The 13,949-nt window shown below is 64.1% G+C and carries 11 protein-coding genes; 7 read left to right on the forward strand and 4 right to left on the reverse strand.

The annotated features are described in order from the left end of the window. Positions 1-186: 186 nt before the first annotated feature. The 6 genes from CLAM6_RS12760 (at position 187) to CLAM6_RS12785 (ending at position 7,928) form a co-directional block, all read left to right on the forward strand. Positions 187-1,356, forward strand: coding sequence for an isovaleryl-CoA dehydrogenase (locus tag CLAM6_RS12760; RefSeq protein ID WP_153636302.1), 1,170 nt, complete (start codon positions 187-189; stop codon positions 1,354-1,356). 56 nt (positions 1,357-1,412) lie between these two features. Next, a complete protein-coding gene (locus tag CLAM6_RS12765) occupies positions 1,413-3,020 on the forward strand; it encodes a carboxyl transferase domain-containing protein (protein ID WP_153636303.1) in 1,608 nt (535 codons plus the stop codon). An 83-nt stretch (positions 3,021-3,103) separates the two neighbouring features. Further along, positions 3,104-3,943, forward strand: coding sequence for an enoyl-CoA hydratase-related protein (locus CLAM6_RS12770; RefSeq protein WP_153636304.1), 840 nt, complete (start codon positions 3,104-3,106; stop codon positions 3,941-3,943). Between the two features lie 212 nt (positions 3,944-4,155). Continuing rightward, positions 4,156-6,426 (forward strand): acetyl/propionyl/methylcrotonyl-CoA carboxylase subunit alpha, encoded by a 2,271-nt coding sequence (locus CLAM6_RS12775; protein WP_153636305.1) that lies wholly within the window; start codon positions 4,156-4,158, stop codon positions 6,424-6,426. Positions 6,427-6,431: 5 nt separating this feature from the next. Then, on the forward strand, positions 6,432-7,358 hold the full coding sequence (locus CLAM6_RS12780; protein WP_153636306.1) for a hydroxymethylglutaryl-CoA lyase: 927 nt from the start codon (positions 6,432-6,434) through the stop codon (positions 7,356-7,358). Between the two features lie 234 nt (positions 7,359-7,592). Further along, positions 7,593-7,928 carry a zinc ribbon domain-containing protein YjdM gene (locus CLAM6_RS12785; protein ID WP_043331342.1) on the forward strand — a complete coding sequence of 112 codons (336 nt, stop codon included), beginning with the start codon at positions 7,593-7,595 and terminating at the stop codon, positions 7,926-7,928. A gap of 217 nt (positions 7,929-8,145) precedes the next feature. Here the strand turns inward: CLAM6_RS12785 and CLAM6_RS12790 are convergent, their stop codons facing one another. Beyond that, positions 8,146-8,514 carry a hypothetical protein gene (locus CLAM6_RS12790; RefSeq protein WP_043331343.1) on the reverse strand — a complete coding sequence of 123 codons (369 nt, stop codon included), beginning with the start codon at positions 8,512-8,514 and terminating at the stop codon, positions 8,146-8,148. Between the two features lie 466 nt (positions 8,515-8,980). Here CLAM6_RS12790 and CLAM6_RS12795 point away from each other — a divergent pair, with 466 nt between their 5' ends. Then, a complete protein-coding gene (locus CLAM6_RS12795) occupies positions 8,981-9,802 on the forward strand; it encodes an SDR family oxidoreductase (protein ID WP_153636307.1) in 822 nt (273 codons plus the stop codon). Positions 9,803-9,943: 141 nt separating this feature from the next. Here CLAM6_RS12795 and trxC read toward each other — a convergent pair whose 3' ends face one another. The 3 genes from trxC to CLAM6_RS12810 all read right to left on the reverse strand — a co-directional run bounded on the left by trxC (position 9,944) and on the right by CLAM6_RS12810 (position 13,425). Next, the gene (gene trxC, locus CLAM6_RS12800; RefSeq protein WP_043331344.1) at positions 9,944-10,381 is read right to left on the reverse strand and encodes a thioredoxin TrxC; all 438 of its coding nucleotides are present in this window, start codon (positions 10,379-10,381) and stop codon (positions 9,944-9,946) included. A gap of 253 nt (positions 10,382-10,634) precedes the next feature. Further along, positions 10,635-11,702: a YeiH family protein gene (locus CLAM6_RS12805; RefSeq protein WP_242007672.1), complete on the reverse strand. Its 1,068-nt coding sequence runs from the start codon at positions 11,700-11,702 to the stop codon at positions 10,635-10,637. A gap of 79 nt (positions 11,703-11,781) precedes the next feature. Next, on the reverse strand, positions 11,782-13,425 hold the full coding sequence (locus CLAM6_RS12810) for a GMC family oxidoreductase (RefSeq protein ID WP_153636308.1): 1,644 nt from the start codon (positions 13,423-13,425) through the stop codon (positions 11,782-11,784). Positions 13,426-13,949: the final 524 nt, after the last annotated feature.

A 13,949-nucleotide genomic window follows, 5' to 3' on the forward strand; every position in this document is an offset into this window, starting at 1 on the left:
AAGCGTCGCATAATGACCTTTACGTTAACGTCAACTTTGACCTAGAGTAATTTCCATCACACGCCAAGGCGGCCCATAGCGGGCGGACTTGATAAGCCCTTCGTGACAGACCGTTAGCCATCAGGTCATCACAGCCCCTGGCGGGCCTTGCTCATCGCGCTTCACCGATCTACAGGATGCCAGATCATGCACAGCCTCTATTCACCGCTGGATTTCGGACTCGACGAGACACACACCCTGCTGCGTGAGCAGGTCAACGCCTTTGCCCGCGACGAGATCGCCCCGCGCGCCGCCGAGATCGATGCCAGCAATGTCTTCCCCGATGACCTGTGGCAGAAGTTCGGCGACATGGGGCTGCTCGGCATCACCGTGCCCGACGAAGACGGCGGCAGCGGCATGGGCTATCTGGCGCACTGCATCGCGATGGAAGAGATCTCGCGCGCCAGCGCCTCGGTGGCGCTCTCCTACGGTGCGCATTCCAACCTGTGCGTGAACCAGATCAAGCTCAACGGCACCGCCGAGCAGAAGGCACGTTATCTGCCGAAACTGATGAGTGGCGAGCATGTCGGCGCGCTGGCGATGTCCGAACCCGGTGCCGGCTCTGACGTGGTCTCGATGCAGCTCAAGGCCGAGCTGCGCGGCGATCACTACGTGCTCAACGGCAACAAGATGTGGATCACCAACGGTCCGGATGCCCACACTCTGGTGGTCTACGCGAAGACCGACCCGGACGCCGGCTCCAAGGGCATCACCGCCTTCATCATCGAGCGTGACTTCCCCGGTTTCTCCACCGCCCAGAAGCTCGACAAGCTCGGCATGCGCGGCTCCAACACCTGCGAACTGGTCTTCCAGGATTGCCAGGTGCCGGTCGAGAACGTGCTGGGTGAGGTCAATCGTGGCGTCAAGGTGCTGATGCGCGGGCTCGATTTCGAGCGCACCGTGCTGGCCGCCGGCCCCATCGGCATCATGCAGGCCTGCATGGACATCGTGGTGCCCTACCTGCATGAGCGTCGCCAGTTCGGCCAGGCCATCGGTGAATTCCAGCTGGTGCAGGGCAAGGTCGCCGACATGTACACCACGCTCAATGCCTGTCGCGCCTATCTATATGCGGTCGCCAACGCCTGTGATCGCGGCCAGACCTCACGCAAGGACGCCGCGGGCGTCATTCTCTACTGCGCCGAGAAGGCCACCCAGATGGCGCTGGATGCCATCCAGCTGCTCGGCGGCAACGGCTACATCAATGAGTACGCCACCGGACGCCTGCTGCGAGACGCCAAGCTTTACGAGATCGGCGCCGGCACCAGCGAGATCCGCCGCATGCTGATCGGGCGTGAACTGTTCAACGAGAGCGCCTGATACCTCTCGTCATCCCCTACTCTTTTTCGCAACCCTTCGCCGCTGGAGCTTGCTCGATGGCCATACTGACCTCCCTGATCAATCCGCGCAGTGACCAGTTCCGCGCCAATGAAGCGGCGATGCAGGCCGAGGTCGATCGCCTGCACCAGCTGCTGGAGACCGTTGCGGCCGGTGGCGGTGACAAGGCGCGTGAACGTCACGAGTCGCGCGGCAAGCTGTTCGTGCGCGAACGCATCGACCACCTGATCGATGAAGGCTCGCCCTTCCTCGAACTCTCCGCGCTGGCGGCCCACGACGTCTACGACAGCCCCGTCCCCGGCGCGGGCCTGGTCACCGGCATCGGCCGCGTCAGCGGCGTGGAGTGCGTCATCGTCGCCAACGACGCCACCGTCAAGGGCGGCACCTACTTCCCGATGACGGCCAAGAAGCATCTGCGCGCTCAGGAAATCGCCCGCAAGCATCGCCTGCCCTGTCTCTATCTGGTCGATTCCGGTGGCGCGCATCTGCCCCACCAGGACGAGGTCTTCCCGGACCGCGACCACTTCGGCCGCATCTTCTACAACCAGGCCACGCTGTCTGCCGAGGGTATCCCGCAGATCGCCGTGGTGATGGGGTCATGTACCGCAGGCGGCGCCTATGTGCCGGCGATGGCGGACGAGTCCATCATCGTGCGCGAGCAAGGCACCATCTTCCTGGCGGGGCCGCCGCTGGTGAAGGCCGCCACCGGTGAGGACATCAGCGCCGAGGCACTGGGTGGCGCCGAGGTGCACTGCAAGATCAGCGGCGTGGCCGACCATCTGGCCGACAACGACGCCCATGCCCTGCAGCTGGCTCGCCGCGCCGTGTCGCGCCTCAACTGGCAACGCAAGGGCCAGCTCGCGCTGCGTGAATCGCGTCCGCCACGCCTGGACCCGCAGGAGCTCTACGGCATCGTCGGCACCGACCTCAAGAAACCCTACGACGTACGTGAAGTGATCGGCCGCCTGGTGGATGACTCGGACTTCGACGAGTTCAAGCGCGAATACGGCGAGACACTGGTCACCGGCTTCGCGCATCTGCATGGCCATCCGGTCGGCATCCTCGCCAACAATGGCGTGCTGTTCTCGGAAAGCGCCCTCAAGGGCGCGCACTTCATCGAGCTGTGCACCCAGCGCCGGATTCCACTGATCTTTCTGCAGAACATCACCGGCTTCATGGTCGGCTCGCGCTACGAGCACGAAGGCATCGCCAAGCACGGCGCCAAGCTGGTCGCGGCGGTGGCCTGCGCCAGGGTACCCAAGTTCACGGTGCTGATCGGTGGCAGTTTCGGCGCGGGCAACTACGGCATGTGCGGGCGCGCCTATGACCCCAACCTGCTGTTCATGTGGCCCAACTCACGCATCTCGGTGATGGGCGGCGAGCAGGCCGCCAACGTGCTGGCACAGGTCAAGCGCGACCAGCATGCCCGCGAGGGGCGCGAGTGGCCCGCCGAGGAAGAAGAGGCCTTCAAGGCGCCGGTACGCGATCAGTACGAGCGCCAGGGCCACCCGACCTACGCCAGTGCGCGCCTGTGGGATGACGGCGTGATCGACCCGCTGCAGACCCGCGACATCCTGGGGCTGTCACTGGCCGCGGCCATGAATGCCGAGATCGAGGACAGTCGCTTCGGTGTGCTTCGCATGTAACCCGTCAAGCGCTACAACGATGATTGTGACCTGCACCGAACACAAGTAGTCGTCTTGAAGCTAACAGAATGGAAGAAAGCACGATGACAGATCCGCGCCAATCGAGTCGACTCGAGATAGATCAACACGGTGTCGCCCGCCTCACTCTGCTGCGCCCCGAGGTGCACAACGCCTTCGATGATCTGCTGATTGCGGAGCTGAATCAGCATCTGGAGAGCCTGCACGCCAGGGCGAGTCGCGATGAAGTGCGTGTGGTGGTACTGGCCTCCGAGGGCAAGAGCTTCTCTGCCGGCGCCGATCTCAAGTGGATGCAGCGCATGGTCGAGTATTCGCTGGAGGATAACCTCGCCGACTCACGCGAGCTTGCGCGACTGATGCAGCTGCTCGATGAGCTGCCCTGCCCCAGCGTGTGTCGTGTCCAGGGCGCCACCTTCGGCGGTGCCGTCGGTCTGGCGGCCTGCTGCGACATCGTGATTGCCGCCGAGCGAGCGCGCTTCTGTCTTTCCGAAGTGCGCATCGGCCTGGCACCGGCTGCCATCAGTCCCTACGTGCAGCGCGCCATCGGCTCACGCCAGATGCGCCGTTATGCCCTCAGCGCCGAGGTGATCGACAGCGCCACCGCGCAGCGCATCGGCCTGGTCCACGAGACCTGCCCCGATGAGCTGCTGGAGGCGCGCGTCACGGAGATGGTGCAGACCCTGCTCGCCACCTCGCCTGCCGCCAGTCGCGCCACCAAGGCCCTGCTCAGCGAAGTGGCTCAGGCACCTGCCAGCGCCGCGACCCGTGAACGCTGCTGCGAGGTGATCAGCCAGCTGCGCGTCAGCGAACAGGGCCAGGCCGGTCTGGCCGCCTTCTTCGCCGGCACGCCGGCGCCCTGGGTGCCGACCGAGAACCAAACAACCGAGACGTCGAAATCTTCGTGAACACCAGAGGCCTGAAGCCGCTGACGGCATGTCGACGCTCTCGGCGCTGGTCATCACTCTCGGTCATCAATCTGGGCCATCAATCTCAGACATCTACCTCGGCCATGAGACTGCCGGACTGTCTTCTTCCGGACTTGTCTCTTCCGGACTTGCCTCTTCCGAACTTTTCTACTCCTGATTTCCCTTGCCACCTTCGCCACAGGACGCTTGCCATGAACGCCAACCGCGAGACAGACCAGACCCTCCCCGCCGGTTGCGGCGAGATCCGCAAGCTGCTGGTCGCCAACCGGGGCGAGATCGCCGTACGCGTGATGCGCACCGCTCGCGCGATGGGCATCCAGACAGTGGCGGTCTACTCCGATGCCGACGCCGATGCCCTGCATGTGCGCGAGGCCGACGAGGCCGTGCGTCTCGGCCCCGCCAGCGCCCGCGAAAGCTATCTGGATATCAAAAAGGTGATCGCTGCCGCACGCAAAAGCGGTGCCGATGCCGTGCATCCCGGCTATGGCTTCCTGTCCGAGAACGCCGCCTTCGTCAGCGCGCTGGCCGAGGCCGGCATCATCTTCGTCGGCCCGCCCCAGAGCGCGATCGCCGACATGGGCGACAAGTCCGCCGCCAAGATGCGCATGCAGGCGGCCAATGTGCCGCTGGTGCCCGGCTACCATGGCGATGACCAGCAGGACGATTTGCTGCAGGCTGAAGCGGACCGCATGGGCTATCCGGTGCTGATCAAGGCCTGCGCCGGCGGTGGCGGCAAGGGCATGCGCGTGGTCGAGAGCGCGCGGGAATTTGCGGCGGCGCTGGCCAGCTGTCGCCGTGAATCCCGCGCCGCCTTCGGCGATGAGCGCATGCTGATCGAGAAATACCTGACCCAGCCGCGCCATGTCGAAGTCCAGGTGTTCTGCGACAGCTACGGCAGCGGTGTCTATCTGTTCGAGCGCGATTGCAGTGTCCAGCGTCGCCACCAGAAGGTGCTGGAAGAGGCCCCCGCACCGGGGCTGACGCCGTCGCTGCGCCGTGAGATGGGCGAGGCCGCCGTGCGGGCAGCGCGCGAGATCGGCTATGTCGGTGCCGGCACCATCGAGTTTCTGCTCGACGCACCGCAGCCGGGCAGCGAAAGCCACGGCGCCTTCTACTTCATGGAGATGAACACCCGCCTGCAGGTCGAGCACCCGGTGACCGAGATGATCACCGGCGAAGACCTCGTCGAATGGCAACTGCGCATCGCGCGGGGCGAACGCCTGCCGCGCCAGCAGGATGAGCTGACGTTGACCGGCCACAGCTTCGAGGCTCGCCTCTACGCCGAAGACCCGGACAACGACTTCCTGCCCGCCACCGGTGTGCTGGAACGCTTCCGACTGGATCTGGCAGGGGCCGGGCTGAGCGCCCAGCAGGTACGCCTGGACAGCGGCGTCGCCGAGGGCGATGAAGTCTCGATGCATTACGACCCGATGCTGGCCAAGCTGATCAGCTACGGGCCGACTCGCGAACAGGCCCTCAAGACGCTGCTGCGCGCGCTGGCAGCGCTGGAAGTGCGCGGCGTCACCACCAATCGCGCCTTCCTGTCCCGCCTGGCGGGTCATGCTGACTTCCGCGCCGCCGAGCTGGATACCCGCTTCATCGAACGCCATCACGACAGCCTGTTCCCCAGCGCGACGCTGGATCACGACAGCCTGGCGGCCAGTGCCTTGCTGGCGCTCTCGCGCCTGAATGAGCAAGCCAGCCACGCATCACCTTCGCGCTCCACATCACATCGGAGCCAAGCACTCTGCGCCAGCCCGTGGGAGCGCCGCGATGGCTGGCGCAATGGCCTGCCACACCAGGTGCGCCTGGCGCTGTGTCTGCCCGCTGACACCGATGCCGATGAGCGCAGCGACAAGGTGGCGCATATCATCGCGCGCCGCCCCGTAACACATGCCTCCCAGATGAATACGCACACCTCAGATACGCCATCGATGAGCGATTCGCGCGGCGACTGGCAGCTGGAAGTGACCACTCACTGCGGCGAAGAAAGACAGACCACAAGCCATCTCGGCCGACTCACTCGCCTTGAAGGCAACGCCATCGCCGTGACGCTGGATGGCTATCGTCGTCGCTTCCAGGCAAGCCACGCGCCGGCGCGCGGCGGAGAAGTGCTGGTGCTGTCGTCAGCGCAGCAAAGCCAGTCCGGCAGCACTCCACAGGGGGAATCACGCCTGCTGTGGCGGCGTGCCGACGCCGTGGACCATGCGCGCCATGAGACCCAGGCGACCCTGAATGCGCCGATGAATGGCACCGTGGTCGCGCAGCTGGTCGCGCCGGGCAGCCTTGTCCCGCAGGGCACGCCCTTGATGGTGATGGAGGCAATGAAGATGGAGCACACCCTCAATGCCCCCGCCGATGGCGAGGTCGCCCAGTTCCACTTCTCGGCCGGTGACAGCGTGGTCCAGGGCGATGTGCTGCTCGAGTTCACGGCCGCGCAGGTCGAGTCGGACAAGGAGTAGTCAGCATGCACTTTCCCCGCAAGGTACGCATCGTCGAGGTGGGCGCACGCGACGGACTGCAGAACGAGTCGGTGCCGGTCGCGACTGCCACCAAGCTTGAGTTGATCCGGCGCCTGAGCGACAGCGGCCTTACGCATGTCGAGGCCGCCAGCTTCGTCTCGCCCAGATGGGTGCCGCAGATGGCCGATCACCGCGAGATCATGCTGGCGCTGCGCGATAGCCATGCCAATTCAACAACCGCCAAGTCAGCGACCACTTACTCCGCTCTCACGCCCAACATGAAGGGGCTTGAGGCGGCGCTTGAGTGTGGTGTGCGCGAAGTGGCCGTATTCGGCTCGGCCAGCGAGTCCTTCTCGCAGCGCAACATCAACTGCTCGATCGCCGAATCGCTTGAGCGCTTTGCGCCAGTGGTGGAACACGCCCTCAAGGCCGGTGTGCGTGTGCGCGGCTATGTGTCCTGCGTGCTCGGCTGCCCCTATGAAGGCGAGATAGCCCCCGCCGAGGTGGCCGCCGTCGCTCGCGAGCTCAAGGCCATGGGCTGCTACGAAGTCTCGCTGGGCGACACCATCGGCGTCGGCACGCCGCTCAAGGCCAAGCACATGGTGGAGCAGGTCAGTCGCGAGGTGCCGATCGCGCAGCTCGCCGCCCACTTCCACGACACCTACGGCCAGGCACTCGCCAACCTCTACGCCGTGCTGGAGGAAGGTATCGCGGTGATCGACAGCTCCGTGGCGGGCCTGGGCGGCTGCCCCTACGCCAAGGGCGCCTCGGGCAATGTCGCCAGTGAAGATGTGCTCTATCTGCTTGAGGGCATGGGCATCGAGACGGGGGTGGATCTGGCAGCGCTGGCCCGCACCGGTGACTGGATCAGCCGCACGCTTGGGCGACCGAATGGCTCACGCGTCGGTCAGGCGCTGATGGCGAGTTGTTGAGGGTGGGTGGCTCAAGACCAGTAGTTTGAGACGCTGCCAAGCGAGGCCGCAATGGCGCGCGCTGATTGCGACCAAGGGCCGCACTGGATGGTCGCTGTCATGGAATCGGTGTAGGCTTGCCGCCGTTCGCGCACCGCTTGAGCCCGATGCGCGCCTTCCAACACCATGTCTCGGCCTGAATCTTCGCCCGACTTCTTAGCGGGTGAAGCGCGAGACAGCTTTCAGGACACCGTGATGAGCGCCCTCCCGAACTGCCCGGCCTGCAATTCCGAATTCACCTACGACGACGGCATGCAGTACGTCTGCCCTGAATGTGCCCATGAGTGGTCCAAGGAAGCCGCCGTCGAGGAAGCCGGCCCGGTATTCCGCGATGCCAACGGCAACGAGCTGGTCGATGGCGATACCGTCACCGTCATCAAGGACCTGAAGATCAAGGGCACCTCCTCCGTCGTCAAGGTCGGCACCAAGGTCAAGAACATCCGCCTGGTGGATGGTGATCACGACATCGACTGCAAGATCGATGGCGTCGGCCCGATGAAGCTCAAGTCGATCTTCGTCAAGAAAGCCTGATCGCTCTGCTGCCTGACACGACGATGCCCCGCCTGCGCTCTGTGCGCGACGGGGCATCGTCGTTTGCGGACTCTCGTTTGTGGACTGTCGTTTCAAGTCCGTCATTTCCGGCTTGCCGAGGCGTCTTGCCCAGCCCGGGCTGGCCAGCCCTGGCCCGCGCCAATACGCTCCAGTCCTCTCAAGCCCGCTCCAGCCCACCACCCCAGCAAGTGCTCACTCACTCCTCAGGCGATGTCTTGTCGAGCGGCGTGACCTTGGACAGGCGTATGCGGCGCTGACCGCCGACCTCGAATTCAAAGCGGCCACTCACCTGGACCTCGCGCCCGATATAGGCACCGATGCGCTCCGGTGGCAGCAGTTCCAGGCGCTGCTGTCCTTCGCCTTCCAGCCAATAGCGGTTGGGCACGTCTTCGCTGCGCACCCTGCCCTGCACGGCCACCTGCTCGCCCTGCCAGGCCTCGGAGTGTTCCAGCAGCGTCGCCACGCTGGTAGGGCGTGGGCCATTGACGCCATCGCATCCCGTTGTGGCCATCAGCATCACCGCCACGGCCACCATCGCCAGCCAGTGTTGCATCCCCTTGTTCATCTTCATTCCTCGCGCGACTGATACTTCATCGGGGGCTACCCGCTCGCTCATTCACTCGCTTGCGGCTTGAGGGGACTCGGGCAACGGCCCGGCAGTCGAGTTCCTCGCCCCTCGCATCGAATGGCGATATCTCGTGGTCACCCAGACGCACCTGACGCCTGACGTGGACTCATGCACAGTCTGACAGCTGCCACGCGAGGCGATAACTCCCTGACCAATAGAATCAGCCATCAGGATCAGCCCTCAACGCAGGCCGTGAGGCGCCGCGCCACCCGCCAACCCCATCACGACTCTGAGGCCTGTCATGCTGAGGCATGGTCGCCGCGCGGTGTCTGCGGGTACCGCCCTTGTCTCGCGCGCCCGCCGCACCTATATCATTGCCCGCAGGGGCACACCGCGCCATCGACGAAGCATGTGTGAAGCGCTTCGTCATATCGCCCTGCCGGCACCTCATCAGGAGAATGACATGAAGACAGCCAAGGTGGCCTATATCACCGGCGGTGCTCAAGGCATCGGCCGCGGCATCAGCGACTACCTGCTCGCCCACGGCTGGCGCGTGGCCGTGGCGGATATCGATGCCGAGGCAGGCCAGCAATATCGGGAGATGAAGAAGCGACAGGCGTGCGGTCTCGCAGAGGAGCCTGCAACGCCGTCGGGGGAGCAGCCCGCAGAAGACATCGGCGAGCGATTGCGCGTCTTCACGCTGGATGTGCGTGACGAGAAATCCGTGGCCGCCAGCCTCGCGGCTACCTGCGAGGCCTTCGGGCGGCTGGACGCGGTGATCAACAATGCCGCGATCGCCGACCCCTTCCAGGGCAAGCTCGAAGAGTTGTCACTCGAGCGCTGGCATCAGGTACTGGATACCAGCCTGACCAGCAGCTTCCTGACCGCCAAGCATGCGGCGCGTCATCTGCGCGAGACTGGCGGCAGCATCGTCAATCTGGCCTCCAGCCGCGCCCTGCAGTCCGAGCCGCACAGCGAAGCCTACGCCGCCAGCAAGGGCGGCATCGTCGCCCTCACCCACGCCATGGCAATGAGCCTCGGGCCGGAGATTCGCGTCAATGCCATCAGCCCAGGCTGGATCGACGTCAGCGCCCTGCAGAAAAGCGGCGAGGCCGAATCGTTGAGTGACGAGGACCATGCCCAGCATCCCGTCGGGCGCGTCGGCCATGTCGATGACATCGCCGCGCTGGTGGCCTTCCTGATCTCGGACAAGGCCGGCTTCATCACCGGCCAGAATCATGTCGTCGATGGCGGCATGACGCGCAAGATGGTTTACGTCGACTGATACGACAACGCCGACCGAGACGACAAGGCCGACCGAGACGACAACGCCTGACGCGATTGCACGTCAGGCGTTGTCAGTTCTTGAGCTGCGTCCGGGTTTCCCTGAACGCTCAACTGCGGACTTGTCTCGCGCGGGCCGTGGTCACACCGCGTGCGGTGCCAGCCACTGCTTGAGCTGACCGGCCTGCATCACGCCTGATTCGCGCGCCAGCTCCTTGCCCTGCTTCATCACCAGCAGCGTCGGAATGCTGCGGATGCCGAAACGACCGGCCAGCGCCTGCTGGGCTTCGGTGTCGATCTTGGCGAAACGCACACGGGTGCCCATCTGTGCGGCGACCTCATTGAAGATCGGCCCCATCATCTTGCACGGGCCGCACCAGCTGGCCCAGAAGTCGATGACCACCGGCATTTCACTGCGCACCACCAAGGCCTCGAAGTTGTCGCTGGTCAGTTCCAGCGGCTCCTTGGGCAGCACGGCGGCGCTGCACTTGCCGCAGCTGGGGTTGTCATCCAGACGCGCGGTGGCCACACGATTGAGAGCGAGACATTGCGGACAGGCCAGCACGAGGGATTCAGACATGATCGGACTCCAGAGAAATGGGGATGCGGCGCGCCACGTGACGGACAACCGTCAGTCGCGTACCGATAAGCGCAGATCATACGACTCGTGGGCCAGGAAGCAATTGAGCCACCTTATCGCCCTGATTGGCTGGCTGTATGAGCCCGCCTGATCTGGAACACTCGCCTGACCTGAACGACCGCCTGCCCTCAAGCGCGAAGGGCCCCGCCAGTCACGGCGGGGCCCTTCGCGCTTTAGCACACCCAGGAGTCGCTCAGATGCTGGCCAGCCCGAACTTGATGCACAGCGTCACCAGCACCAGCAGGAAGAGGGTTTCCACCACCATCAGGATCACCGGCTTCCAGCCCACCACCGCCAGCTTCTGGAACGACGTCTTGACGCCCAGCGCGGCAATCGCCGCCACCAGACACCAGCGCGACAGGTCGGTGAAGCCTTCCACGGCGACGCTTGGCACCCAGCCGAGGCTGTTGATCAACACCAGTGCCACGAAGGCGATCAGGAAGGTGGGGAACATCGGCACCTTGCCGCCCTCATCGCCATTGGCCTGGCGCGCATTGCGGAACAGCAGCATGAAGACCATCACCGCCGGCACCAGCATCGCCACCCGCAGCAGCTTGACGAAGGTCGAGACGTCCCCGGTGTGCTCGGAAATGATGTAGCCCGCGCCCACCACCTGAGCCACGTCATGGATGGTGCCGCCGAGGAAGATGCCGGCCTCGGCATCATCCAGCCCCAGCAGCCTGACGATCAGCGGATAGGTGATCATCGCCACGGTCGAGAGGGTCGTCACCCCGACCACGGTCATGATGGTGTGGCGCTCGCTGGTGGCGTTGCGCGGCATCACCGCCGACAGCGCCAGTGCCGCCGAGGCACCGCAGATGGCCACCGAGCCGCCGGTCAATAGCCCCATGTCGCGGTCCAGCCCCATCACGCGGGCCAGCAGCGCGCCGAACAGGATGGTCGCCACCACCCCGAGTACCACCGTGATCACCGGGCCGAGGCCGAGACTCGCGACCTGTTCCAGCGTGATGCGCACACCCAGCAGAGCCACGCCGAGGCGCAGTACCGTCTTGGAGGCGAACTCGATGCCCGCCTTGCACGGCCCCTCCTCGGAGAGAAAGTGCAGCGACATGCCGAACAGCAGCGCATAGAGCAGCGTCGGGCCGCCGTAATGATCGGCGATGAAGGTGGTCGCCAGCGCGATGATGATGCAGATCAACAGGCCCGGCATGATGGTGCGCACGCGCCCTTCCAGGGTCCGCCACAGGCTGGTGGGCGGGGTGGGTGTGTGGTGCAGTGATGAACTGTTGTCAGTGGCCACGCGGATTCCTCTTGAAGACCAGCAAGCGGTGACGGGCAAGCTGCCCCGCCGCGATGTGTCGTTCAGGCACGCAGGCCTGCTAGCTGGCCTGGGCCATGTTCACCTGGGCGGCCTTGATCATGTCGGCGGCCTTCTCGGCGATCATGATGGTCGGCGCATTGGTATTGCCGGACACGATCACCGGCATGATCGAGGCATCCACCACGCGCAAGCCGTGCAGGCCATGGACACGCAGCTCGTCATCCACCACCGCCAGCGCATCGTGACCCATCTTGCAGGTGCCCGCCGGGTGATAGATGGTCTGGCTGAACTGACGCGCGGCTTCCAGCAACTCCTCATCGCTCTGGTAGTGCGCGCCCGGCACGTACTCCTCGCTGATCACCGAGGCCAGCGGCGCTGCCTGGGCGATGCGCCGCGCTACCTTGATGGCATCGACCACCACGCGGCGGTCTTCCTCGGCGCTCAGATAGTTGGGCTGGATGGAAGGATAGATGCTGGCGTCGGCGCTGGTGATGCGCACCTGGCCGCGACTGTGCGGGCGCAGCTGACACACCGAGGACGTGAACGCCGAGAACGGATGCACGCCATCGGCGGGCTTGTCGGCACTCAACGGCTGCATGTGGAACTGGATATCGGGGCGCGTCAGCCCCTCGCGCGACTGGGTAAAGGCGCACACCTGACTGGCTGCCAGCGTCAGCGGGCCGGTACGCGTGAAGAGGTACTGGGTGCCGACCGCCAGCTTCTTGAGCGGATGACGTACCTCGTCATTGAGGGTGCGGCACTGGGTCTTGAACACCAGCCGTACCTGCAGATGGTCCTGCAGGTTTTCCCCGACCCCCGGCAGCGCGTGCAGGCATTCGACGCCGACACTGGCCAGATGCTCGGGCTCACCGATACCGGAGCACTGCAGAATCTGCGGGCTGCCGATGGCGCCGCTGGACAGCAGCACCTCGCGCTCGGCGCGTGCCGTGTGGATCGTGCCCTTCACCTCGTACTCGACTCCCACCGCACGCTTGCCTTCCAGCAACACGCGGCGACAGTGCGCATGCTTGACCAGCGTCAGATTGCTGCGCGTGAGCGCCGGGCGCAGGAAAGCCCTGGCCGTGCTGCAGCGCAGGCCCTTGTAGGTGGTCTGCTGGAAATAGCCGACCCCTTCCTGGCGCTCGCCATTGACGTCCTGGTTGAGCGGAATCCCCGCCTCCACCGCCGCCTCGATGAAGCGCTCGGCGATCTCGCGCTTGAGGCGCAGGTCAGAGACATGCAGCGGCCCATCGGTGCCGTGCCATTGGTTGGCGCCGCGCGCCTGACACTCCGACTTGCGGAAGTACGGCAGCACTGACGCGTAGTCCCAGCCCTGATTGCCCGCGGCCGCCCAGTCATCGTAATCCTCGTGCTGGCCACGGATATACAGCAGCCCATTGAGCGAGCTGGAACCGCCCAGCACCTTGCCCCGCGGCCACTGCAGCCGACGACCATTGATGCCCTTGTCAGGGTCGGTGAGATAGCACCAGTCGGTGGCCGGGTTATGCATCGTCTTGAAGTAGCCCACCGGCACATGAATCCACGGATTCCAGTCCGAGCCGCCGGCCTCCAGCAGCAAGACCTTGATGGAGGGGTCTTCGGTTAGACGATTGGCTAGCACGCAACCGGCTGAACCCGCTCCGATCACGATGTAGTCATAGGCGGCTGATGCGTCGGCATTGGCGTAACGTGTTGTTTTCATTATTTTATATACCATATCGAGACATATTGTCTCATAATCATGGTATCAAAATTTGGATTCGTCAAATACGAAACGTATTGTCTCAATATCTTTGCCAAAGCTGAAAAAGTGCCCTACATTGAGATTTGAAACGCTGGTAACGGTACTTTTCGTCTCGTTATACGACCAACTATGTAAGACGAACTAGTGAGAACGACACAGACCGCCATCAATGGCAGCCACCAGAGAGGCCAGAAGCAGGGCTCATGGGCTCTGGAGACGTGCTTGAAGAGAGCCTGAAGAGGGCTTGATGAGACTCTGAAGAGACTTCGGAGAGAATTTGAAGAGACTTTGGAGTGGCTTTGAAGAAATAGCGGATATGTCTGACAAGCGCTCCAGCACTCTCTGAAGAGACACGCTCTGAAAAGACACTCTCTGAAGAGACACTCTCTAAAAAGACACACTTTAAACAGGCACTGCGAAAACGTCTGACAAATAAAGACGGGCAAATAAAGACAACAAATAAGGACGGATAAACAAGCACT

Origin of the sequence: Cobetia sp. AM6 (assembly GCF_009617955.1) — a bacterium.
Classification (GTDB): domain Bacteria; phylum Pseudomonadota; class Gammaproteobacteria; order Pseudomonadales; family Halomonadaceae; genus Cobetia; species Cobetia amphilecti.